A 22423-nucleotide genomic window follows, 5' to 3' on the forward strand; every position below is an offset into this window, starting at 1 on the left:
GGGCCGCTCCAGGACCAATATGCCTTTTGCATGCTCGTTGGTGGTGTTGTGCGGAGTCGTCGGGCTCGTGAGGCAGAATTCGGCCAACTCCTGCCGTTCGTCCGAGGGCGCGACGGGACATTCAAATGTCTGCTCCGGCTCGCGAACAGACATGTGCGCGCCGGTCCTGTCCGTCGCATCGTTGGCCAACCACTCTGACGTTCACATCTTTTTGTCTCGCGAGACTTTTGCAATCTAGCTGTGGTCGCTGACAAGCCGAATTGCATCATTCCCTATGCGTATAGAGTGTGTTCTCGCGGCTCTTCAAGACTTCTGCCAGAAACCAGTACGCCTCGCCCCAAGCGTTCAGGACGCGCTCCTCCGCGGCGTCGCCGAGCACATCCTTGATGGCGGGAAGCAACGCGTTAGCGACCGCAGGATAGTGCTCAGGCTTAACACGCATCGCTACGTGGCGTGCGGCGATGTGCTCTATCGCCGCTGTCAAAATGTCGAGGTTGTCCGCGTTACTCGCAAAGGCGAGTAACGCGGCAGCCAGTCGCTTCGGTTGCTCCCCCGACTTTTGGGCCGCCTCATCAAAAAGATCTCTCATTTCCGGATCGACGAAAAGCCGCTCGTACATCCGGGTCGTGATCGCAACGCCATACTGTTGTATGACGGGAGCTGTAGATTTAACGATGGCAATCGTTTCTGGCGAAAGAGGAGCGCTCATGCTTTTCTCCGAAAGGAAGCTAATGAAAGAGCGAGAGCAGCCAAGTCTGGCTGGCTCGCCTGTGTCCGACGAATGTACTTACCCGGGCAAGGTGCCTCTGGCCGCCAAAAATAGCACGGTGGAAAATGGCTTCGAAGACGAAGCGCTAGACTAGTAGGGGGCCCACGTTGGGCTCGAGCTAAACCCGATGTCCGACAACTGTAGTTGCCACCACAATTCCCCGCTGAGGCCATTCAAGGTCACCAGTCTTCCGTCGGGCGTCCCCACCTGGACACCTCCAGAGAAGATTGAAATCGGATCTGTGCAGGCCTGCATTGCACCGGCGACGGGAGTATCAGACTTCCATAAAAGCGCGCCGGTGGCGCCGTCCAACCCAACGAGAAAAGAATCTTCAATGAAGTACCTTCCGACCTCAAAGATGACTAGCGTCTGGCCTTCGTATTCGTAAGCAACGGGATTGCCAGGATTTTGATAGGGATTCTCTACCTGCCACAACACTTGCCCCGTCCGCGCATCAAGCGCGTAGATTTGATTCGAACCCGCCGTAACATATACAGAGTTTCCGAGGACCGCCGGACGACTAAAGCCAATTCTGGTGATCCAGGACCAGAGCAAGTGGCCATTCATAACTGAGCGCGCAAACAGGCCATTTTCGCCATAGTAGTAAACGTACTCACCTGAAACGACCTGGCCGGCCCCTTGGCCGCTAAGTTCGCTCCATAATTTGGCGCCGGTTTTAGCATCAAAAGCAGCGATATTGGGAGCGGCGGTAACAATCACGCGTTCAGGTGTCTTGGTGAGGGGGCTCCGCCATACACCATTGAGGCCGGAAACAAGGGCACTCCCGGCAGCGGTTTGGACCATCGAGCGTTGCCGGTGGTGTCGTCAAGAGCGATAAGCAACTCCTCGGAAGGATCCGATCCATAAATTCCGGTTCCGACGTATAAGGTATTGCCCCCGTGCGCCAACGACCATTGTGTAGCGTGCCCGACGTCAAACGTCCTGGTCAAGCTACTTAAATCATTGCCATCCTGGTAAAAGAAGATTGTTCCATTCGCAAGGACATAGACGCGAAAGTCCGCATCGACTATGCCTCCAACGCATACTGGGGCGCTAGAAATCGCGCCCAGGAGAGGAGCCTGTATCGGCGCGGAGGTTAGGTTAGGAGAACGCCCACCCCAGTTTTCAACACCAAACACGCGATCGCTCGCGATAAATGTTATGCCAAAGATGTGAGCCATAGCAGGTCTCCGCGGGTTAGAGAGGTTATCGAACGTTCGATGCACCGCTCCCGCGAGAATCCGCCAATCTATCGGAGCACAGGCTGCACCTCGAGCTTCCTACGGGGGTCAAAAAAGTCTATGCCGACAATTGAACTCGTCAAGGCAATTTCGTCGCCCGACGAGTCCGACTTTCATCGCACCAAAGTCCTCACTGGCCCGCTGACCGAAGATAATGATGGAACGGCCGTTGTACCTCGACAAGAGACGTAGAGGAGGACGGGTGTCGACCGGCCGCAACTGGTCGTCCTATGCCACATGCATCAGGCAGGGCGCGGCCAGCTACGGACGCTGACCAACGCTTTCAAGCGGACATCCGAACGTCGAATTTGCCCCAGACAGCTGACCTTCGCGCGCGGATTGCCAGATAGAATGCGCCCTAGCTGCACGATCCGATTGTCGATTTGTTCTGTTGATGGACCGGCTGGATGAAGGCTACGAACCGCCTGGGTCGCTTTAAGCCTTCCATGGCTTCGGCAGCCCGGACAGGATATTCTTCTTTGTCACCCAATAGGCGCGCACGGGGCGGCCTTCTGACTTGACATGGAAACTCGCCGCACCGGGCGGACCACAACTGGACGGAAACCAGCGATGCGCACCAATGGACCAACGAACTGTCGCCCGCCCGTATGCCATTGAGCCACTTGTTGTTACCGCCGGAGCCGCCCAAGCTTGCGCCGGGCATCGTGCACAGCAATTTCAGCGTGCAAGGCGACGCCCGTCACAGCTTCCTCGCCTGGCAGGAGCGCATGAATCCGGTCTACGACATCCAGGCTGCCTCGAAGCACGGTGACGAGACGTTCGACGCGGCGCTTTCTCGCTACACTATCGACAATCTGAGTTTTTTCGATTTCCGCACCAGTCCCAATCTGGCCGTGCGGTCGCTGGGACGAGTGTCGACGGAAAGCATACGCGACGTTAGCTTCAGCGTGTTCCTGAAGGGTCTGCCCGGCCAATTTCTGGGCGGCAAGCAACGGCGCGACGCACCGCAGTTATCTTCCGGGCCGACCATCCTCGCGCTGGACATGGATCAGCCGTGCACAGTCCGGAGTTTTCATAGCCGGATACTGCTGTTCTTTGTGCCGCGCGCCCTGGTCGAAAAAGCGTTCCCCGACGCCGCGTCGCTGCATGGCCGCCGGGTCGAAGCCACGACGCCCTTGACCCGCATGCTGATTGCGCATCTGGTCGCGCTTAATCGAGAAATCGTCGGCCTGAGCAAAGACGAGGCACGTCAGTCTTTTCTCACCGCGGTCGAACTGCTGGCTGCAGCGTTCAGCCGACAAGCGGGCCTATCCGGTAACGCTCGCGCTGCGGTGCGCGCCGCTGCGTACGGACAAGTGCGGCGCTATGTCGAGGCCAATCTGCACGACCCGGATTTGTCGCCTGACAGCGTGTTGGCGTCGCTCCATTTATCGCGCGCCAGCGTGTACCGACTGTTCGAGCATGAAGGCGGCCTGGCCACTTATATCGCCAGCCGCAGGCTGCGAATGGCGGCTGATGAACTGGTCCGCTTTCCTCATCTCGAAGTGCAGGACATTGCCTCGGGGCTTGGGTTCAACAGTGCATCGAGTTTTTCGCGTGCATTCCGTCGCGCCTTTGATATCGCGCCGCGGGACTTGCACGGGTATGCCCCGCTGCTCCGACGCGAACAGGACAGGCTGGAGCGACATGCTACCTGGCCGGCGGCAGGCACCACATAAATGCGCAAGAAGGTTGAGCACGCGGTGCTATTCGACTGCGGTGACTCCCGCGCCGATCGGACTGCGGTCTGTAAAGTCAGGTTGCCGGGAGCGGGTTGTAGCCGCGGCATAAATCGGCAGGAGCCGGCCAGGAACAATGGGATGGACTCCTCCTCACCCGACTGGTACACGGCGCATGATTAGCGGCGTACTTGACCGGTCCACAGGGAGGAACCCTAGATGGACATTATCCGCGAGCGCCCGTTTGCCGGATCGGAATCGCCACCGTGTTCTCTTATCGGCCCCCAGGCTGACGTCCGGTTTTCCCCGGCCGGCGTCAGGCAGCGGTGCGGTTGCATATGCTGACCGATGCGTGCCGCTTGAGCAGGTCGAGGAGCCGGAAGACCCGGCGCCGCTGAACGGCTACAAGGTCATGTGTTTCCGCCAACCTGCCAAGGCGCCTTTCCCAATACTCGTGATCGAGCCCACGAAAAGTGTTTTCAGCGTTCACGCGCGTGACGTACTGGGCTATGCGTTCGAAGTGGTCGAGCTGCGCGTCGGCGAGGCTGGCCGGCAACAGGCCCCCGTCCGTCGAAGTCGGTTGTTTTTTTGTGCTGCTCATGGCTATCTCTGATCGTACGTCTAGCACCTTCCGCCAAAGCGATGCCATGGCCAACGTTCGCCCACGACATCGCGACGGCCCCTGAGTTTTCCCGGGCAAATGCGGGAGTCCCTTATCTGGTAAAAAAGCCTTCTTCCGTACGACAATACCGCGGCTTCCTTGGTACGCTTTACCGTGTGTCTCACAAACTTCCTAGGGGCCGTGCAAATCGCGTGTCGCCTGATACGAACGCGGCGTCGCGTGTCAGATTCACCCGTAGAGCCCCTTGATTGACAAAATGTCCTCGGCCCGTCATTTCAGTGTGAGGGCAGGCTGCCGCATCGGCGCCGATCGGCCATCCACAGACATTGGTCAGCACTTGCCGGCGGACGTGCGAACGGCGGGTTCACCGCCGACAGCGGTCCCCCAACGAACGGTGTATTCTGGAGGACGCTGGCCTCAACGAGCGCGATGCATGTCTCGCTTCTCGCCTCATTATATGAGGGTTATCATGCGCAACCTTCTACCTTCCCTGCTCGCATCTGTCCTGTTCGGCTTCGCGAGCGGCGCATATGCAGCCCAGACCAACGATACCGCCAATCTGAGCGGCGCCAATGATCAGGTCAGGAGCGGCCAGACCAGCGTCACCTCGTCCGAGTCGGGACAGGCCCAAACAGCGGATTCCGCAGCGAACTTGCCGACCCTCAGCGCTGGCTTCCACGTTTCGGTTTATGTGAATGTCCCCGAACCGATGAAATTGTCATTCGCGCCGGACGGGGCGCTCTACGTGGGTCGGCAGGGAGGAAGCAACAACCGGATTCACAAGGTTGAGCCCTGCGGCGGATCGGTGTCTGAGTTTGGCCCGCCCCAAGTTGACCCGGATGCAGTGCTGTTCGACCCTTCCGGACGGATAAGCGGCGTGCGCAATTCCGTGCTCGTCGGAGGCGGTGGCATTCTGGCCGCTATCTTCAGGGACCAAACTTCCGCGGTGATATTTAATTCCGTTTTGCAGATGTCGATGATATGAAGTTCGATCAACGAGGACGCCTGGTGTTTTCCGACGACTTCCCGCGGGTCCTTGTGAGCAATGGTGGCTCTCCCACTGTATTGTTTTCCACCCCGAACCGGCCCAACAGTATCGCAATCGCCGACGACAACCGGATCTTCCTGTCGATCGCCGACGGGACGATCCGGATTTACAACGCCGACGGGAGCGTGGCGGACAATGCGTTTGCGACCGGCTTGGCCGGATTCAATACCTATCTCGCCTTCGGTCCTGCCGAAAGGGAGTTCGGCAAGGCGCTCTACGTATTGAATGGCACTCAACTGCTTACCTACAACAAGCGTGGTCAGTCCGCAATCATTGGATCCGGCTTCAGTATCGGCCCCCCATCTGGCACCGGCTTTGTCTTCGGCCCGGATAAGTCGCTCTACGTTTCCGATTATTACAATAACCGGATTCTCAAAATAACCAGGGGTGATCATGAAGGCGATCATGAACGTGGGCATGAAGGCCCGCGTTGCCCGAACCGCTGACAAAGATTTCTTGCGCCGGACATCGTCCTGTCTGTCACCGGTGCATGGAGGTGTTACCTACAGCCGGTATCAGGTTCGAAAGACCTGCGGACGCCGGGTTCGACGTGACGAGCACGCCGCTCCCGGCCGCCGCCCGGACACGGATCAGGTGAATCCGAACAAATGTAACTGTTGGTCGCGGTCGCGCTTTTCTTCGGGCACGTTATTCATCGCGACCAAGCTCGGTTACCCAAGCGCCTTTTATCTCTAACTGGTCGGCAAGAGGCGCCCGTACACCATGTAGCGCACCCCGTTGCGCAGGTCCAAGTTCCCCGCACTGCACCTTGCGCGCAACGTCAAGCCAGTCGTTCTGTATCTCATCTTCAACCAGATCAGGTGCGGGACAACCGATAATCCATTGACCGAGAAGGTTTCTTTCAGAGATCCAAACCTTCGCGGATTCAGCGTTCAGTGAAAGCTTGACCATCGACGTATCTACGGTGGGATCTTTTTTAGAAGCAAACGTAACGAGGCGATTTTTAATTAAATCGAGGAGAAGTCGGTTCTTGGAATGTCCGTGTTCTGGACTTTTATAATATTGTGCACGAATTCCCATCTTGCCATTGAAGAAGATATCGAGAAGGCCGACATCGAGCTGGATATGCCATGAGCCGCGCTTGCAGTTTTTTTTAACGAGTTCCGGGTTATCTCGCGCTTGCTCCAATTGGAAGCAAACGGCGCACAGCGGCGCATGCTCCAGCGCATCGCGAATCTCGTGTGCGACATCGTCGAACGGCTGATCGCTTTCAAGGTACGCACGGCCTTTGATTCCCTTTCCGTACGTCCACGGCTTACGGTCTGTCATATTAGACGCTCCGATTATCAAGGCTGGAGTCAGTCTAGCCCGTACCGGTGTCGCCTGCCGCCCCACTGGGGGGTTCACAACATCGATCACAACTGGCCGCTTGACAATCAACGACGGCCGTCCAAATGGTCTCGGTTCGAACGACCGCTCGGGGTCGGAAGTGTGAGTTCGCTGACGCTGGAAGCTGCCGTCCGGCTGCTCGATGCCGCCACCGTCAGCAATCCGCCACATTGCTGACGCACAACCGAGACCACCCCAATGTCGGCAATGGCCGAGGGGACTAAACCGCTCGCGCGGTAGGGGGCTGCGGCCCGTCTCTGGCGGCGAATGGGAGGCCAGTGGCGCCGGCGCTTATGTTGGTGGTTGAGGCAATCCGCCTCGTCCTCCAGCAGGAGCCCCATCATGACCTCCTCCGATCCGGGCATCAGCCCGCTGCGCCGCCGTATGCTTGAGGACTTGCGCATGCGCAAGTTCGCACCCAAGACCCAGGCCGCCTACCTACGTGCCGTACGTCAGTTCGCCCGATACCTCGGGCGTTTACCCGATACCGCCACTGTCGAGGACCTCCGGGACTACCAGCTGCATCTGGTCGATCACGGCGCGTCGCCGGTGTCGCTGAACGCCGCGATCAGCGGTCTGAAGTTCTTCTTCGAAGTCACGCTCGGCCGGCCTGAGCTGATGGCGCGGATGCAGCCGGTACGCGTGCCTCGCACGCTCCCGGTTGTGCTCAGCCCCGAGGAGGTGCGCCGGCTCATCGCGGCAGCCGGAAACCTCAAGCATCAGACCGCGCTGTCGGTCGCCTATGGCGCCGGGCTGCGTGCGAGCGAAGTGGTCGCCCTCAGGGTCAGCGACATCGACAGCCAGCGCATGACCCTGCGCATCGAGCAGGGCAAGGGCCGCCGTGACCGCTACGCGATGCTCTCGCCGGTCCTGCTCGAACGTCTGCGCGTCTGGTGGCGCGTTGCCCGTGCCCAGGGCTGCATGCTCGATGGCGGGTGGCTCTTTCCGGGCCTCGATCCGATCGACCCGCTCAGCACGCGGCAACTGACCCGCGCCATCCATGCGGCCGCCGAGACCGCAAACATCGACAAGCGCGTATCCATGCACACGCTGAGGCATTCCTTTGCCACGCACCTGCTGGAACAGAAGGAGGATATCCGCGTGATCCAGGTGCTCCTTGGACACAGGCAGATCGAGACCACCACGCTCTATACCCAGGTTGCCACTGACCTCCTGCGCAAGGTGGTCAGTCCGCTGGACCGCCTGCCCGCCGGCTAGCCCGGCCGCACGCGGAGCACCCCGTGCTGGAGGTCGCGGATATCTTCCGCGCCTGCGGGCCGGCGTGGCGGCGCACGGTAGCGCTGAGCCTGGGGCAGCTGAAGGTCATGTCGGCCATCGAACAGTGCCGCAGTGCGGCACTCGGGGGGCATGTGCTGCGCTGCGCCGGCTGCGACCGCATCGAGGTTGCCTACAACTCCTGCCGCAACCGTCATTGCCCGAAGTGCCAGGGCAGTGCTGCGCATCGCTGGCTCCAGGCACGCCAGGCCGATCTGCTTCCGGTCGGGTACTACCATGTCGTCTTCACGCTGCCCGCGCCCATCAGTGCCATCGCCTGGTACAACAAGGCCGTCATCTACGGGCTGCTGTTCGATATCGCCGCCGAAACGCTACGCACCATTGCCGCTGATCCGAAGCACCTCGGCGCCCAGATCGGCGCGACGCTCGTGCTGCACACCTGGGGCTCGGCACTCACGCATCATCCGCACGTACACGGTATCGTCCCCGGTGGTGGGCTGTCGCCCGATGGTCAGCGGTGGATCGGATGCCGGCCCGGCTTCTTCCTGCCGGTACGTGTGCTATCGCGCCTGTTCCGCAGGCGCTTGCTCGAAGCGCTCACGGACGCGCACCGGCACGGCCACCTGCAGTTCTTCGGCCAGTACGCTGAACTTGCCGACCCAGCTGTCTTTGACGTGTGGCTTGCGCCGCTGCGTGCCTGCGAATGGGTCGTCTACGCAAAGCGTCCCTTTGCAGGACCCGAAGCAGTGCTCGCGTACCTGTCGCGCTATACGCACCGCGTCGCGATCTCCAGCCAGCGCCTGCTTGCATTCGATGAACGCGGCGTGACCTTCCGCTGGAAGGACTACCGTGCGAAGGGTGTTGACGGCGGCGTAAATCCGCACATAAATGGCGGCACAAGGTTCACCAGGACCGTCAACAATGAAGCGCCGTTGACGGCCTCGGTCGGGGTGGCCGGTCCCAATCAGAATGGATCGCCGATGTCGTTGAGATTGGGATCCTCGGGAGGGGAATGCTGTTCGTGCAGCAGGTCATGCAGGGCGAGGTCATAGTGCATGCAGATCCGGGCACGCAGATCCCCGATGAGTTCGACGACGGCGAGCGCCTGTTCCGGCGACCAGTTGTCCGGTATCAGGAAGTCGAGCCCACGGGTGATGCCCGAAGGCAGGTGTGCCAGGCGCTTCATGATTTCTTCTCCGCACGCGCGCTACTGCGTCTGCTGGCGCGTTGCTCGGCCCTCTCGCGCGCTTCCTTGACCCGGTAGGACTCGCCCTCGATGGCAATGACTTCGGCGCGATGGACCAGCCGGTCAACGAGCGAGACGACACAGGCGGCGTTCGGGAACACCTCGTGCCATTCGGAGAACGGTCTGTTGGTTGTGACCACGGTACTTGCCGATCCGTACCTGCGGCTGACCAGTTCGAACAGCAGATCGGCGTGGCGGTTTGAGTACGAGAGGTAACCGACCTCATCAATCACCAGGACGTCAGGGGATGCATAGCGGCGCAGGCGTCGACGCAGCGCCGAATCGCTGTCCAGTGCGGCCAGTTCGCCGAGCATCTGACCGGCGGTAGTGAACAGCGCGGTGTGACCGTGCACGAGCGCCTGATAGGCGAGATTGAGCGCGAGGGTTGACTTGCCGACACCATTCGGGCCGATCAACACGACGTTGGCGGTATCCCTGACGAACCCGAGCGACATCAACTCTTCAACGGCAAGCCGGTCGCAGCGCGTGGGCCAGCTCCAGTCGAAGTCGCACAGCGGCTTGAAGTTGCCCAGGCGGGCATCGCGGATACGTCGCTCCAGTGATCGGCGGGCGCGCTCATCCTCTTCCCACTGCAACAGCGGCGCGACCCACTGTTCGGCGGCCACATCGGTCCAATGCGCGAGCAGTCCGTACAGACGCAGGGCGTTCGCGCGCCCATGAAGGTTCTCAGGCGTGTTCATCGGCGCCTCCCGCAAGCTGGTCGTAGATGTCGAGCCGGTGTGGTGTCACCAGCGTGTCCTTGTTGCGCACGTGTTCGGGCAGGATGAGGGTGACTGGCGGCGGGGCCTGCCGTGCCTCGCGCCGGCGCTCAAGCGCCAGACGTACCGGATTGGGATGAGGCGCCGCGTCGCTGGCAAGGGTTTCCTCGATCGCGGCCTGCAGTTCGGCCGGGCCATAGCGGTCGAGCAGTCGCAGCAGGTGCGTGGTGATATTGCCCAGATTGCCGCCACGCTCAGCGGCGTGCAGCATCAGGGTCCGGCTGGCCGGCGCAGCCCGGGCCAGATGATCAAGACCGCGATGGTGACGGGCCTCGTGCTTCCTTGCGACGAGCGCATCGATGTGTGCGGCAATCTCGATCTGCGCGCCGCGATCGTAACTGCGTTCATGGGTGGCGAGCAGATCGGCGCCGTCGAGAATGCGTACGCGCCGGGGATCAGCTCGTACCGTGAGCGTGCGTCGCACATGGGTATACGGGATCGTATAGTCGTTCAGGTCGAAGCGCACGTAGGGCGTCTTGCCGACCTTCACGGCGAGAAGCAGCTCACACGGGTACGGATTCTCCGGCAACGTGAGCAGGCTGGGCTGTTCGCGCCCGAAGGCCTCGCGCACGGTGATCATGGGTTCTTCGCGGCAGGGCCGCTCAGCAGCGGGTCCCGCGCACCAGATTGCCGCCTGGGCGTTGAGATCGTCGAGGTCCGTGAATCTGCGAGCGGCAAAGAAGCTCTCGCGTACAAAGCGGATTGCCCGTTCAACGCGCCCCTTCTCGTTGCCCCGTGCGACAGCCACCGGACGAGGCTCATAACGATGATGCGCGGCGAACGCGAGCAATGTCGGGTGGAAGCGGATCGCATCGCCCTGACGCTCAAGCACGGCGCTACGCAGGTTATCGTAAAGCAGAACCCTGGGGACCCCGGACCATGCTTCGAAGGCGCCGGCATGTCCTGCCAGGAAACTGTCCATACGGGCATCGAGGAAGAAGCGCAGATAGATCTGCCGTGACCACGACAGCACCATCACGAAGGCCATCAGCGGTCGTCGTGCCCGACCGATCTGCAGGTGACCGAAGCTGGCCCAATCGACCTGCGCCTGTTCCCCGGGCAGCGTGCGCAGGCGCAGGTAAGCCTCAGGTACCGGGCGTGGCCGGTGCAGCGAGATCAGGTGCCGGAAGTGGTGGTGACTGCCCCGGTAGCCGCGCTCATACACCATCGCATACAGGCGACTGGCCGTGAGCGAGGGAAACTTCTTTAGCGTCTCGTGGATGAACGGCAGGTAAGCATCGATCTGTGAGGCTCGCTGCACGGCGCCAATCCTGGGCAGGCCGGCCTGGGCCAGCACGCGCTGGACGGTGCCGCGGTGCACGCGCAACTGGCGCGCGATGGTGCCGCAACGCCACTTCTCCACGTGGTAATAGCGCAGGATCTGCGCCTCGAGTTCAGCTCCAATGGTCATGGGTCGTTTCCTGTTCTGTCAGTAGTAGTACGAACATCACGGAAGACCCGACGGCGCAGTGGCCCGATGCGTACAAGGCCCGAACAGATGCGGCGACAGAAGCAGCAAGGCGTCGATCCGGGCGCGGCGACAGTGGATGTCGATGCGGTGGCCGTCGTCGTCGAAGTCAGTGGCAGTAGAGCATTGGCGACGGGTGTCGGGGAACGCTGATGCGTCACTTTATTGAGGCGCTGACGATAGCGACGCATCCGTTCGGCATGTGCAAAGCGGCCACGACGACTGAGTTGATAGCGTTGGCCAGCCTCGCGCAGGCGGGCGCGGCGCGAGGCCTGTGAGCAGTCGCCACCGCAGTAAATCTGGCCGCGATCGCAACGGCGGCACACGACGACCTGCGCCCGGCAGCGGGCGCACAGAAAGAGGCGGCCAGTGGCCGGCATCGGCAGTCCCCGTCAATGCCGAAGCGGAATCGACGAGGCGGATCAGCCGTGCCATACTGGCCCGGCACCCGTACCCCGTTGTGCGCGTGTGGGGCTCGACACTGGAATGAACTTGGCGGTTAGGACCGGTGTCGGGCCTGTTTCTTCGGCGGTCAGTTGTAGTCGTTCTTCTACCGCATCCCGATTCCCGCGTCATCCCCCTGCCGAACCGAACATCCCCGGTGCGTCTGCGCTCGCCCTACGGGCTCCCTCCGACGCACCCGAATGTGAGCCTCATGAAACGTCCCAGAGTCGCCGGGCTGAACAGCAATCGCGTCGCCCGGCTGTCCGACGCCGCCATCCAATGTCGGATTCCGACCGCCATTCACAAAGGGGCACACCCGCTACAAGACCATGACCCTCGAAGCCGGCGAGTTCATGCGCCGCTTCCTGCTCCATGTGCTGCCCGGTGGCTTCCATCGTATCCGTCACTACGGACTGCTCGCCAACCCGGTGCGCCGCGCCAGTCTCGCGAAGGTCCGCGAACTGCTGCACGTCGCGACCGACGTCAACACATCAGCTCACGAAACCGTCATCGAAACGCGCCCCGCCTTCATCTGCCGGCACTGCGGCGCGCCGATGATCGTCATCGATATCCTTGCGCGCATTGCACCGATCCGCGCACCACCCACGCGCCGGGGCGAGATATGAGCGCCACTGTTCCAGGACGAACAACCCGACCCTCGGCTTTGCGGCAACGCGGCCCACGAGCAGACCTTTGCGTCTGTCGCTTCGCACAGGCCCTTGCACGTCCGTTCCGCCATCACGATGGCGCCACTGCACCGCTTCGGCACAACCTCAGCCCTCAACCGGCCTCCCGCCTGACCACGCATCCCGCAACACCGCTCGCCATCCCGGGCAATCAATCGCCATAGCCCCGAAGACTCCATTGCATCAGAGCACTCCGCGGTTTCCTCCCTTCAGGTTTATTCAACGCCTGCCCGCACGCGCCGGCGCGCACCCCGAGTCCACGGACATGGGCAGGCATCGAACAAACCTCAAGAATTTTTGTCATTGAGCGGGAGTACCGGGTGACTGCCGGACTCTGATGCCCGGCGTCTGACCTCTCGCGTCGCGACGGGCGGCAGTGGGTCCGGCGCCCGCCTGATCAGTCCGGAGAAGAGCGGGATACCCGGGTCGTCCCTGCGTACCGGCGCCTCCAAAGAAGAAGCCCGCGCGCGGCGGGCCGGAATCCATGCGGAGACATGGAGGAGACGGCTTAGGTATGAACCCTGGCGCGATCTTCTGCACGCCCCAGGGTGAAAGACCGTGTCACGGACCCGGCCCCCACGCCACGGCCGGGGAGGGCGCGCCGCGCCGGGGGACGGGCAGGCTCCAGTTGCGACCGCGGCAGCCACGCGATGCGTGGGGCGCGCTGGCCGCGATAAGCGGCGTTATCGCGGCTACCGCTACCGCTACCGCCATGCCCGGTGGAGTGTCCCGAAGCATGCGACGCGCCCATCGAAAGCGGCAGGCCCAGTTCCCGGGGACACCGCCAGCGCGCCTCGTGTTCGGTCGCGCCGTTTCGTGCGGGCGACGCGGGTGGAAACGGATCTGCTACCTGGGAACGTGAGGCCGCTCGCCATCCCGAAGGGCACGACGTTCTGACGGGACAAGTAACGGGTATCCGGTGGGTCACCTGAGCGCCGGCTCGTGCCGCCTACGTCGCCGTAACGGCGATGCCCTCAACGCCGGCGCGATCATCCAAGAGAGCTGCCTGAAATATTTGCAGACTAACGGATACCCCGGCTTAACGCCCGTTTAAAGGCTGAATTTTGTGCCGCTTCCCGGCCGCCCGCGGGCTGCGCGCTGCGGCGGTGTGACTGGCTTTCCCTGGTCAGCGCGAAGGGGCGCCCAGCCATCGGGGCCCGAGAGCAAACGGCTTACAGGTGAATTGCGTTCGATGAATCGGTTGTCGGCACGTCAATCGACACGTGTGCTACCCCGACAGCTTTCATGCACAGGATGAAGAACGCAAACTGGAACGTCCCTCTGCGAACCTTCTGTGCAATCGAAGTCTCCGTCTCTGCGTGCCCTAACGCGGAGAGCTTGTCAGCAAGCTGGGCATAGGTAATGCCGCGGGTGGATAGCACCGTTTTTAACGAACGTCGCGCGAACTCTGCGTAGTCGAGGTCCTCCGTGGCGGCCGTGACAGAGATACCTTGCGTTTTAGGCCGACTTTGCATACCATCCTCTCGAATGAACTGCATTTGACATGGTTCTAGTCCTTACGTCATTGACCATACAGATGTGGCAATATTCGATCATTTTTGATAATGTGGTCGGGTAAGTGTGAGAGGGCCTTTGGGTGCCCATACGGGCGAGGAAAACCAAAGTTTATCAAGCCCAAGACCGCTGGCGGTGTTGAACTTTCAATGAGTTTGGCGGGCAGCCGCGATCCGCATGGGCGATCGGCAGGCCGCCCTTGATGCCTCGACGTGGGAGGCGCCGGTTGTTCGCAAGCCATGCCGTCGGGGGCGAGCTTTGCTGAGCCGGTCCATTGCCTGATCGCCGGCTGCCAGCGTCGAGCACAAGCACAGCCCAGACGGGGCAGGACAGGTCCAGCGCGCAGATATCGCCGGCAACGTTGCGTCGATGAGGGGTTATTGTGCGCGCCATTTATTTCGTGTTCCTATTTAACACGCTTGGCGTTAGTCTTTGGGAGGGCAAGTTGGCAGCGGGAAGGCAAAGCTTGTCTGAGCAGCGTATCGCGCTGTTCGAGAAAGAGGGGCGCGGTACCGGACATGGCGCGACCTATGTTCCCGGCCGGGCCCTTCGTGATATGCCCGGTGCAGGCCGCCTGCACAGGTTCGCGTGCTCGCGCTGTGGTGGACGACAGATCGTACTTCCGTCAGATGTGGAATTCGCCGTTTTCCTTCTTGAGTACTGGGATCCGTTCACGCTTGACCTTCAAGAGCATTTCCCCCTGCTCGAAGTTGAAAAAACCATGTGGCTTGCCACGCTGCTGGGCGTCACGCACCCCAGACTTCGCGATGGAAGTCCGGCAATCTTGATGACCACCCTGATGGTCAGCAAACGCAGTGCTGGAGGTCCCAGGTGGGTCGCCATTGATGTTGTGTCGTCGCACGAGGCTCAGAGATCGCCCTCGGACGCGAACCGGATTAAAAGTGAGTATTGGCGCAGGCGGGGCATCGAACACCGGATTGAATATTCCACCGGTCTGAACAGTCATAAGGCGATGCATCTCAGTAGTCTCTTCAACGTCGCTGAGTCCATAGTGAATCACGGAATCTCCCGCTCCCAGCGATCTGCGCAGCGTGCAGTCTTGAATCAACTCAAGGTGCGGACCGGATCGAGTCTGCTTGTCCTGTGTCATCAGGCAGCGGACGCGAACGGTCTTGCACGCGCAGCCTGCGTAGCCGCGATGCGTGAACTGATTGCACTGGGCATAGTCGAGTGCTCGTTTGACGTTCCCGTCCTGTTGTCGCAGAAGAGACGTGACGTGCGTCTGAGGCTTCCTTTGGGCGGCGCGAACGTAGAACGCGAAGCCAGGAACGCAGCATCAAGGTAACGTAGACGGATCGTAGGATGATCTACGAAATGCAACTGTCTTGTGCATATTGATATGTCATCCTAAATTTACATTAAAGGTGCATCCTGCAATGGCTGAACGCGTGCTGAGGTTGCCGGCCCTGAGGGAGTTATACAGGGAGCAGTCGAGTGGAGATATTTATCGGGTTGTGCATGTGGAGCGCGAATCATCGGAAGTGGTCCTCTGCTACATCTTCGGATCCAGACTGAAGCTCAGATTTGTCTCCCTGAGCGACTTCTCTGCTCTTAGCGCGCGCGGCTATCCAGGCGCAGACGGACTTAAACGTCTCAACCAGGATCGGGACCCCTATAGCATCCTCCAAAGGGGCATGCGTGCAACCCCGGCCAGCAGTCGTCAGAGTGAGGTCAACTGGGAGCGAATCAAACCGCTGGCCGAAGATTCACGAAAATTGTATCGGGCACTTCGCGGAGGGGAACGGCGGAGGCAGATTTTGCAGGACATCGCGGATGACGCGGGCGTGACGATTCAGCGCATCCGCGAGTTGCTCCGCAATTATCTGCAAAGAGGGATGGACGAAGCCGCGGTCACCGCGGAGTATTGGCGCTGTGGGCGCAGATTGCAGCCACCACGATGGCAGACAGGAGAGGACGCGACACCGGCGGTCGTCACGCGCGAATATAAGGCAAGGCCGGGGCGCAAGCCATCAAACCCTGATCCGCATGCGCCCAGGACGGATGCGCTTGAACGGCTCTTTGAACAGTGCGTTGACCTCTATCTTACGAGCAAGCTCGGCCCGTGGACGCTGGACTTGAGTGAGGAAGATGAGGAGAAAATCAGGAATTACATCCCGGCTGCCCGCTTCCCTTCGACGCGGAGACCCCGGAAGCAGTCGAATCGCAGAGAAGCCTCGAAACGCAGAACCCGCCGCAGCCGCAGCTCCGGTCGTCGCGGCGGACTGCGAGCCCGGGTGACGTGGCAAGATCTGACAGACTTCGTGAACTATGTCTGTCGTTGTACGCGCGAGGTGCGGGATCATACCGGTCAGATAATCGATCTGGAACTCGCACCGTTCGGGATCATTACGCAGCGGCAGTTGACGCATTACTATCAGACTCGGGTACCGCCTGAAACAAGAAAGCGCAGACAAATGGGCGAGCGGCAATATGCGCGGCAGGGCCGCCCGATCAAGGGGCACGCATTACAGCATTCCGTTGGACCGGGCCAGGAGTATCTGATCGATGCGACGATAGCTGACGTATTTCTGGTGCTTTCGTACGATCGCACGGTAGTGGTCGGGCGTCCCACAGTCTATCTGGCGATGGACGTGTGGAGTCGAATGATTGTCGGATTTTACGTAACGTTCGACCCGCCATCGTTCGAAGGTGTTGCGCTGATGCTGGAAAACATCGCGACGCCCAAAGACGAGCTTTGTGCGAGATTTGGCATAAAAATAGCGTGGGAAGACTGGCCGTGTGAGTATCTTCCGCAGTCCCGGTTCTTCGCCGATCGCGGTGGTGACTTCATGAAGACTGCGAGTTGGCAGGCAGTCAACGAAATGCTTGGCATTGCGATCAGTAACGCGAAGGCAGGCGATCCTACTTTGCGGGCAATCGTTGAGCGAAGGTTCGGCAGCCTCCCGGCTCATTTTCAGCGAGCGACGTTCGGCGTGGTGGAGGCAGACGCCACCACGCGCGGTGCTCCGCACTATGCCTGGGATGCGAACCATACGATCAGTGAGTTCACGCGGAAACTGATTCGCGCGATCTTGAGGCACAACAGGACCCCGATCGGTCGGAAGGGTGCAATTATCGAGATGGCGACAGCGGGCATAGCCGATACGCCGCTTAACCGATGGAACTATGGCCTGGAGACTCTGACAGGCACTTTGCGGAAGCATTCTATCGATGAAATCCGCCGTGCAACGTGGCCCGTGGATACGGCAAAGCCTACAAAGGAGGGGCTGCACTGGCGCGGTTTGGACTACACCTCATCATATATTCAATCAAAGCATGTTCACCTTTGTCGGAAAGAACGCGAAGAAGCCGGTGGAGATCCAGTTCAATCCCGACACTCCCTCGCAGATACTGGTCCCCGGAGATATGAAATTCGAGTACGCAAATCTCGCAAAGAGCAACAAAGTAGTACCGGGTGGCAAGACACTGATGGAATGGGCGGTGTATCGACACGTCGACCGGCGTAATGCGCGCAAGGAGCATGACGCTCTTCAGCCCAGGCGCATTATGGATGCACTGAACAATGCGGAGGAAAGCAGCGCAGCAAAGCGGGAGCAATCCAAGGCGCTCAAACAGGCCGGTATCAACCATCCTCGTCAGCGACGCCGGCAAAAGCCGTCTACCACGCTTAATATTTCCGAAATGGTGAAAAAAATGGGAAAACAAAAATCAGCGAGCTCGCGGCAAGAGCCGCAGCGCGATGATATCCCGAAAATCGACGGCAAGCAGCACCCCGAAAGTGGAGGAAACGGATCGATTGCAGAGAGAATGTCAAAGAATATGGGCGATATTCTGGATTCTATCTGATTATTAATTCCATTTTTTAAATGCGACGGACATCCCAAGATGAAAAATGCAAATCCGGTAAAAAGATCAAAGAAAGCTGTGTCGAGATCCGATCAGAACGATGGTGAGGCGTATAAACTGGTTCCAGTCGCCGCGTATGATGATCCGATCTTTGGGCGAAAAGCCACATCGGTGTCGGCGTGCTACCACGATGCGGCACTCGAGTTGCCGGAGAATAAGCATAACCCGATGATCCTCGCACTGCCGCCGTTCGAAGAGCAGTCGGTATTCGCCGAAGCGATGAGTATCAGCTTTGCTGTCCATTATCCGGAAAACGCCAGGCAACTTCCTGGTCTGTTGCGACTCTTGGCAATCGAGAGAATCTCAAACGTACTGGTTGTGACAGAGGCGCACCTCAAGCTCATCGACTGGGTGCATATTGCCCTGCGTCACCGGTACAGGGGGCTTGTGCCTACAAGGTCCTTGAGAGAGCTGGCGCAAATGAGGTACGAGGCAACCCAGAAGCGAGAAACCTGCGCCATACATCCGGTAGACGATTCGCATGCCGATTGCATTTTTGTACCGGGCATCTCCGGTGCGGGAAAAACCACGACAGTAAAGATGGTTTTAAGTATGTTCCCAATGATAGTGGAGCATACCGAGTTCTCGGGAGTTTCGGCTAGATTTGCACAGGTTGTATGGATTTTCGTTTCCTGCCCGGCTAACGGGTCGGTAGCCACTCTCATGAAGGGGATTTTGCACTGGTTTGATATCCATCTAGGAACGAATTATGTCGGCGAGATGAGAAGTGGTGTGAACACTGGCGACTGGATCGCCGCTGTGGTGGACAAAATCAACAAGCATCTCGTGGGAATGATTGTGATTGATGAAATTCAGTTCGCCGTCAAATCCGCCGACAAGGTGCATTTGCTGGATTTTATTACCGGATTGCTCAATGACGGCAAGTGTCTTTTCGTGCTCGTCGGGACTCCTGACGCTGGCGAGATGGTAAAAGCAACCATTCACAATCTCAGGCGGGTTGCCAGCAGAGCATATATCCCGCTCGATCTCTTCCCCGGGCCAAAGGCCTCGTTGCGTCTCGCCAAGAAGATCACTCAGATTGATTTCTTGCCGGAGGCGCCGCTCGACAGCGACGCCGTGAACGAGGCGCTTATTGAGGTCGGAGCTGGATCCCCAGCTTTTATGAAGCTTGCCTGGGTGCACACCCAATACGCTGGTCGTCGTGCGAGAGAGTCGCGTGTTACGCCCAAACTTATTCGTGAAGCGGTCGAGGAACCTTTTTCCCTCGTCGAAGGCCTTCTGGGGGCCCTGCGCAGTAAAGATCTTGTCGCGCTGGACCGATACAGGGACACGGCGATAAAACAGATTGAAGATATCAGGGAGAAAATGCTTCTGGAGCAGAAACGGAACCGCCTTGCACTGACGGCTGGAGAGGACGAGGCACTAAAGAAATTTTCGAGATGCGTGGATATGCTGATCAACATGGAATGGTCGCAAATTGAGGCGGAGGCGTTTGTCCGGTCAAAACTGGCTTCAGACGCTTCGATGTCTGTCAAGGAATTGATTGCATTGGCGGTAGCCGCAAAGCATGTTGTCTGAAAGACTGGCCGTTCACCGTCAGGCTGACGGACCTTCGCGCAAATTTACCGTGGCGCGATGTTTGAAGCCGGACCTACGCAAAAATATCTCAGGCAGACTGCGTCTGCGGCGGACGGGTGAGACGGCCAAGCGGTCTTGGTCAATCTCATCTCCGGCCCGCGTAGCGCGCCCCTTTGAGCGATGTACATCGACGTGGAGGAATCTTGACCGTCTATCTTGATGAGCCATTGCCTGACGAGATGCTATTCAGCGTTATTGCCCGATACGTTCAGACGTCCCGCATTGGCAATATTACTGCTTTTTTGCACAATCTCATGGGCCCACGTAGCACCGTTTCTGCGGATGGGCATCTAGATTTCGAACATCTGGCGACGCAGACCGAGGCCGCCTGGGGAATGAGTCCACGCTCCATCCAAGATTGGCTCACCCTTGTTCCCTTCTACACGGCCATGTTTGGCCCGAGAGGTCGAGTTTCCTTGGAACGTCCACTCGTGAGGTGCGCCCCTTGGTCAGGATATCTGGAGCCCGGGCGCCCGGGCCTTCGTTTCTGTCGGAGTTGCTGGGGGCAAGACGACAAAAGGCACGAACCAAGATACTGGCGGCGCTCTCATCAATTGCCGGGCGTGGTTACATGTGTCTGGCACGGTGAAGTACTGGAGGTCGCTGGAGCTCCGGCAGCGCGGCGACTTCTGGTCATGACCGCGCAGCTTAACGGTGGTCATCCGGCGGTTGAAGAGCGCGCGGGCGATGCGGTTGCATGGCACGATGTAACCCTTCTGGCCGTACAACTGCTTCGTGGCAATCCACCGTGGGCAGGTTTTTTCGATCTCGATGTGCGTGTCCATTTCGCCCGGCGCTGTGGCTATGCAAGTGGCAATTCTCTGGACTTCCCGCGGATGTCCCGGGACGTTGTTGTGCGATTGGGGAAAACGTACATGCGATCAATGGGCTTGACGTGTGACGATTCCGATTGGGTGCGTCGTGCTCTTCTGCAGCCGACTTATCGTTCTTCTCAATCACTGCCGTTGTTGCTAGTGGCGTACCTGCTGATAGGCAGCTCGACACGACTTGCGAGTTCAAGTACTCCAATATGTCCAGGGGCAAAATCGGGCACTGACGACGAGCATCGCGTTGCGAAGGGAGGACGAGAAGATGGGTGCCCGCATTACTTTTGCTCATGTGGCTTCTCTTTCACTTACGAGCGAATCGCTGGTGGCGATGAAGTCATCATGCCGACGCAAACTGGACCCGACATCGCGGTGGCGGCTGCGATGCTTGCGAACCGAGGCTATTCCATTATCAGAATTGCGAGCACGTTGGGGCTTGAGGTCCGCGACGTAGAAATGCAAATCCGATATGGCGTGGAAGTTCGCCCTTGGCATCGGCGGACCGTGCGCGCAAGACATCTGGCTTCTTGGGTCGAGTTGGTCGATCGGCTTGGCGATGCCAATGCCGCATATCTGCTGGACGGTCGGCTTTGGCGCCATGTTGCGCCGCTTGCTGACGGTCTTCCAAAAGCTATACTGCCCGCCCTTGCTGCATTACTCGAATAGTTTGCTTGCGCTGAACCTATCCTAAGCAGAAGCGCGCCAAGCAACGCGGAGCCGTTTGGTCTTTTATGGGCGCAGCGTGCCTCGAAATATATCGTGGGAGTGCGTAATGGCTGTATACCTCGACGAGCAACTGGATGATGAGCCACTTTTTGGAATCATTGCCCGGTATATCGACACGACACCTGCCGTCACCGTCAAACGTATAATTCCATTTCTCTATGGTAAAAGATGGATTTATGCGTCAAATATGGGTAGAAACATTGATCATCTCGCAAGCGTGACAGGTGCGTGCTGGGGGCTTGCGCCGGAAAAAATTATTTATCGGATGACGTTATTTCCCTACTTTTCTAGTATGCTTGAGAAAAATCAAGCGTCTGATCTGCTTGAGCAGATGATCATATCGAAGAGTAGGGGCGGTGGCCGCACCGTGTATGGTCCGAACGCAGGTATGGTAGAACTCCGATATTGCCGGAGCTGTCTTTTGGAGGACCGAGAGCGAGGGGAACCTATGCACTGGCGGCGGACTCATCAGCTACCAGGCGTGATAATTTGCCTTCGTCATCGCGAGTTTCTTTGGTTTCACCGGCTGAACAGGATGCCATTCAGGCTTGGATACCTTACGCCAGACGTTGCTCAGAAATTTGGCGTAAAGCGGATCGTAACGGACGTAATGCAGATTCGTGAAGAAGCCGCGCTGGAGTACGCACAGGCATCTCAGGACTTATTGAACGGATCAAAAAGCTTGGATCGTGGTCCGCTAATACTGGAATTCTCTCGTTTTCTACGTCAGCAATCACGATACTTCGCTGGGGATAAGTTTAATGAATGTGTGATGCAATTAATTGAAAACTGCTTTGGAAAGGATTACTTGGAATGCGCGAGAATTGGGAGGTTTGAAAATTATTTTCGTTCTGGAAAATTTCATAAAGTTCACGTGGCAAAGCTGGTGCTTATCACAAGCTTGAGGCGAATGATAGAGAGGAATCCAGAATTATTGCGTGATGATGGCTTCAAGCCGATCTACGGCGGTGTATCTTCAGACGCGATTAAGTGCGGCCCTCTTTTCCGTCCACGTCCCTCAGTAGTGTGTCCGAGTTTGGTGGCGCCACATGGCGCCGGCCATATTGTGGAGAAAACCGCCTGGAACGAGCGTGCGCTACGGTGTGTGTGTGACTGTGGTATGACCTTCATATGCCCAGAACTCGACGTCGGTATCGGGCCACCACGGGTTACCCGTTGGGGGGCGGTGTATTGTCAGGAAGTGAAGAAGTTGAAAAGCTTGGGACACAGCTGGAAATATATCGCGGAAAAACTTGGACTTCCGAAGGCAACGGTCTTTAAAATGCTTGCCACCTGACAG

Annotated in this window: 21 protein-coding genes and 3 pseudogenes; 16 read left to right on the top strand and 8 right to left on the bottom strand. The window is 59.0% G+C overall.

Annotated features, from left to right (window positions below; genetic code table 11):
- Window positions 1–265 precede the first annotated feature (265 nt).
- Window positions 266–709 (bottom strand): globin domain-containing protein, encoded by a 444-nt coding sequence (locus OKW30_RS29690; RefSeq protein WP_429348369.1) that lies wholly within the window; start codon window positions 707–709, stop codon window positions 266–268.
- Here OKW30_RS29690 and OKW30_RS29695 point away from each other — a divergent pair.
- Window positions 708–863 carry a hypothetical protein gene (locus OKW30_RS29695; RefSeq protein WP_429348370.1) on the top strand — a complete coding sequence of 52 codons (156 nt, stop codon included), beginning with the start codon at window positions 708–710 and terminating at the stop codon, window positions 861–863. The two genes, OKW30_RS29690 and OKW30_RS29695, sit on opposite strands and share 2 nt — an antisense overlap.
- Here OKW30_RS29695 and OKW30_RS29700 read toward each other — a convergent pair.
- Window positions 860–1573, bottom strand: coding sequence for a PQQ-binding-like beta-propeller repeat protein (locus OKW30_RS29700; protein ID WP_429348371.1), 714 nt, complete (start codon window positions 1571–1573; stop codon window positions 860–862). The genes OKW30_RS29695 and OKW30_RS29700 overlap by 4 nt on opposite strands.
- 1045 nt (window positions 1574–2618) lie before the next feature.
- On the opposite strand from OKW30_RS29700, the gene OKW30_RS29705 reads away from it, so the two are divergent.
- Window positions 2619–3689, top strand: coding sequence for a helix-turn-helix domain-containing protein (locus OKW30_RS29705; RefSeq protein WP_429348372.1), 1071 nt, complete (start codon window positions 2619–2621; stop codon window positions 3687–3689).
- A 316-nt stretch (window positions 3690–4005) separates the two neighbouring features.
- On the opposite strand, the gene OKW30_RS29710 is transcribed toward OKW30_RS29705, so the two are convergent.
- The gene (locus tag OKW30_RS29710) at window positions 4006–4290 is read right to left on the bottom strand and encodes a hypothetical protein (RefSeq protein ID WP_128585829.1); all 285 of its coding nucleotides are present in this window, start codon (window positions 4288–4290) and stop codon (window positions 4006–4008) included.
- A 490-nt stretch (window positions 4291–4780) separates the two neighbouring features.
- Between OKW30_RS29710 and OKW30_RS29715 the strand changes: the two genes are divergently transcribed.
- Both OKW30_RS29715 and OKW30_RS29720 read left to right on the top strand, forming a co-directional pair.
- Window positions 4781–5296: a hypothetical protein gene (locus OKW30_RS29715; RefSeq protein WP_429348373.1), complete on the top strand. Its 516-nt coding sequence runs from the start codon at window positions 4781–4783 to the stop codon at window positions 5294–5296.
- Complete coding sequence (locus tag OKW30_RS29720) at window positions 5293–5805, top strand: hypothetical protein (RefSeq protein WP_429348374.1); 513 nt, start codon at window positions 5293–5295, stop codon at window positions 5803–5805. Before OKW30_RS29715 ends, OKW30_RS29720 begins: the two co-directional genes overlap by 4 nt.
- 202 nt (window positions 5806–6007) lie before the next feature.
- Here OKW30_RS29720 and OKW30_RS29725 read toward each other — a convergent pair whose 3' ends face one another.
- A complete protein-coding gene (locus OKW30_RS29725) occupies window positions 6008–6649 on the bottom strand; it encodes a hypothetical protein (protein WP_429348375.1) in 642 nt (213 codons plus the stop codon).
- 402 nt (window positions 6650–7051) lie between these two features.
- On the opposite strand from OKW30_RS29725, the gene OKW30_RS29730 reads away from it, so the two are divergent.
- Complete coding sequence (locus tag OKW30_RS29730) at window positions 7052–7927, top strand: tyrosine-type recombinase/integrase (protein WP_184062687.1); 876 nt, start codon at window positions 7052–7054, stop codon at window positions 7925–7927.
- Between the two features lie 23 nt (window positions 7928–7950).
- Window positions 7951–8802: pseudogene (locus OKW30_RS29735) on the top strand (IS91 family transposase); the annotation flags it as partial.
- A gap of 107 nt (window positions 8803–8909) precedes the next feature.
- Here the strand turns inward: OKW30_RS29735 and OKW30_RS29740 are convergent.
- The 3 genes from OKW30_RS29740 to istA are packed head-to-tail and all read right to left on the bottom strand — an operon-like array spanning window position 8910 to window position 11381.
- Window positions 8910–9131, bottom strand: coding sequence for a hypothetical protein (locus OKW30_RS29740; protein ID WP_429345678.1), 222 nt, complete (start codon window positions 9129–9131; stop codon window positions 8910–8912).
- Window positions 9128–9892: an IS21-like element helper ATPase IstB gene (istB, locus tag OKW30_RS29745; protein ID WP_429345679.1), complete on the bottom strand. Its 765-nt coding sequence runs from the start codon at window positions 9890–9892 to the stop codon at window positions 9128–9130. The genes OKW30_RS29740 and istB overlap by 4 nt, the downstream gene beginning before the upstream one ends.
- A complete protein-coding gene (istA, locus tag OKW30_RS29750; RefSeq protein WP_429345680.1) occupies window positions 9879–11381 on the bottom strand; it encodes an IS21 family transposase in 1503 nt (500 codons plus the stop codon). The genes istB and istA overlap by 14 nt, the downstream gene beginning before the upstream one ends.
- Window positions 11382–11447: 66 nt before the next feature.
- On the opposite strand from istA, the gene OKW30_RS29755 reads away from it, so the two are divergent.
- The 3 genes and pseudogenes from OKW30_RS29755 to OKW30_RS29765 all read left to right on the top strand — a co-directional run.
- The gene (locus tag OKW30_RS29755; RefSeq protein ID WP_176133875.1) at window positions 11448–11591 is read left to right on the top strand and encodes a hypothetical protein; all 144 of its coding nucleotides are present in this window, start codon (window positions 11448–11450) and stop codon (window positions 11589–11591) included.
- Window positions 11591–11716: a hypothetical protein gene (locus OKW30_RS29760; RefSeq protein ID WP_256211476.1), complete on the top strand. Its 126-nt coding sequence runs from the start codon at window positions 11591–11593 to the stop codon at window positions 11714–11716. Before OKW30_RS29755 ends, OKW30_RS29760 begins: the two co-directional genes overlap by 1 nt.
- A 471-nt stretch (window positions 11717–12187) precedes the next feature.
- Window positions 12188–12508, top strand: a pseudogene (locus tag OKW30_RS29765) (transposase); the annotation flags it as partial.
- A 1232-nt stretch (window positions 12509–13740) separates the two neighbouring features.
- Here OKW30_RS29765 and OKW30_RS29770 read toward each other — a convergent pair.
- Window positions 13741–14067 (bottom strand): DUF6471 domain-containing protein, encoded by a 327-nt coding sequence (locus OKW30_RS29770; RefSeq protein WP_429348376.1) that lies wholly within the window; start codon window positions 14065–14067, stop codon window positions 13741–13743.
- 482 nt (window positions 14068–14549) lie between these two features.
- Here OKW30_RS29770 and OKW30_RS29775 point away from each other — a divergent pair, with 482 nt between their 5' ends.
- The 7 genes and pseudogenes from OKW30_RS29775 (at window position 14550) to OKW30_RS29805 (ending at window position 22420) form a co-directional block, all read left to right on the top strand.
- Window positions 14550–15389, top strand: a complete 840-nt coding sequence (locus OKW30_RS29775) for a hypothetical protein (protein WP_429348377.1) — start codon at window positions 14550–14552, stop codon at window positions 15387–15389.
- Window positions 15390–15480: 91 nt separating this feature from the next.
- Window positions 15481–17571 carry a hypothetical protein gene (locus OKW30_RS29780; RefSeq protein ID WP_429348378.1) on the top strand — a complete coding sequence of 697 codons (2091 nt, stop codon included), beginning with the start codon at window positions 15481–15483 and terminating at the stop codon, window positions 17569–17571.
- Between the two features lie 40 nt (window positions 17572–17611).
- Entirely contained in the window at window positions 17612–17911 is a 300-nt protein-coding gene (locus OKW30_RS29785; RefSeq protein ID WP_429348379.1) for a hypothetical protein, read from the top strand.
- A gap of 39 nt (window positions 17912–17950) precedes the next feature.
- Window positions 17951–19510 carry an ATP-binding protein gene (locus tag OKW30_RS29790; RefSeq protein ID WP_429348380.1) on the top strand — a complete coding sequence of 520 codons (1560 nt, stop codon included), beginning with the start codon at window positions 17951–17953 and terminating at the stop codon, window positions 19508–19510.
- Between the two features lie 227 nt (window positions 19511–19737).
- A pseudogene (locus OKW30_RS29795) lies at window positions 19738–20151 on the top strand (TniQ family protein); the annotation flags it as partial.
- A gap of 54 nt (window positions 20152–20205) precedes the next feature.
- Entirely contained in the window at window positions 20206–21063 is an 858-nt protein-coding gene (locus tag OKW30_RS29800) for a hypothetical protein (RefSeq protein ID WP_429349238.1), read from the top strand.
- A gap of 106 nt (window positions 21064–21169) precedes the next feature.
- Complete coding sequence (locus OKW30_RS29805) at window positions 21170–22420, top strand: TniQ family protein (protein WP_429348381.1); 1251 nt, start codon at window positions 21170–21172, stop codon at window positions 22418–22420.
- Window positions 22421–22423 lie beyond the last annotated feature (3 nt).

It is taken from the genome of Paraburkholderia sp. Clong3 (assembly GCF_050436485.1).
Lineage (GTDB): Bacteria > Pseudomonadota > Gammaproteobacteria > Burkholderiales > Burkholderiaceae > Paraburkholderia > Paraburkholderia tuberum.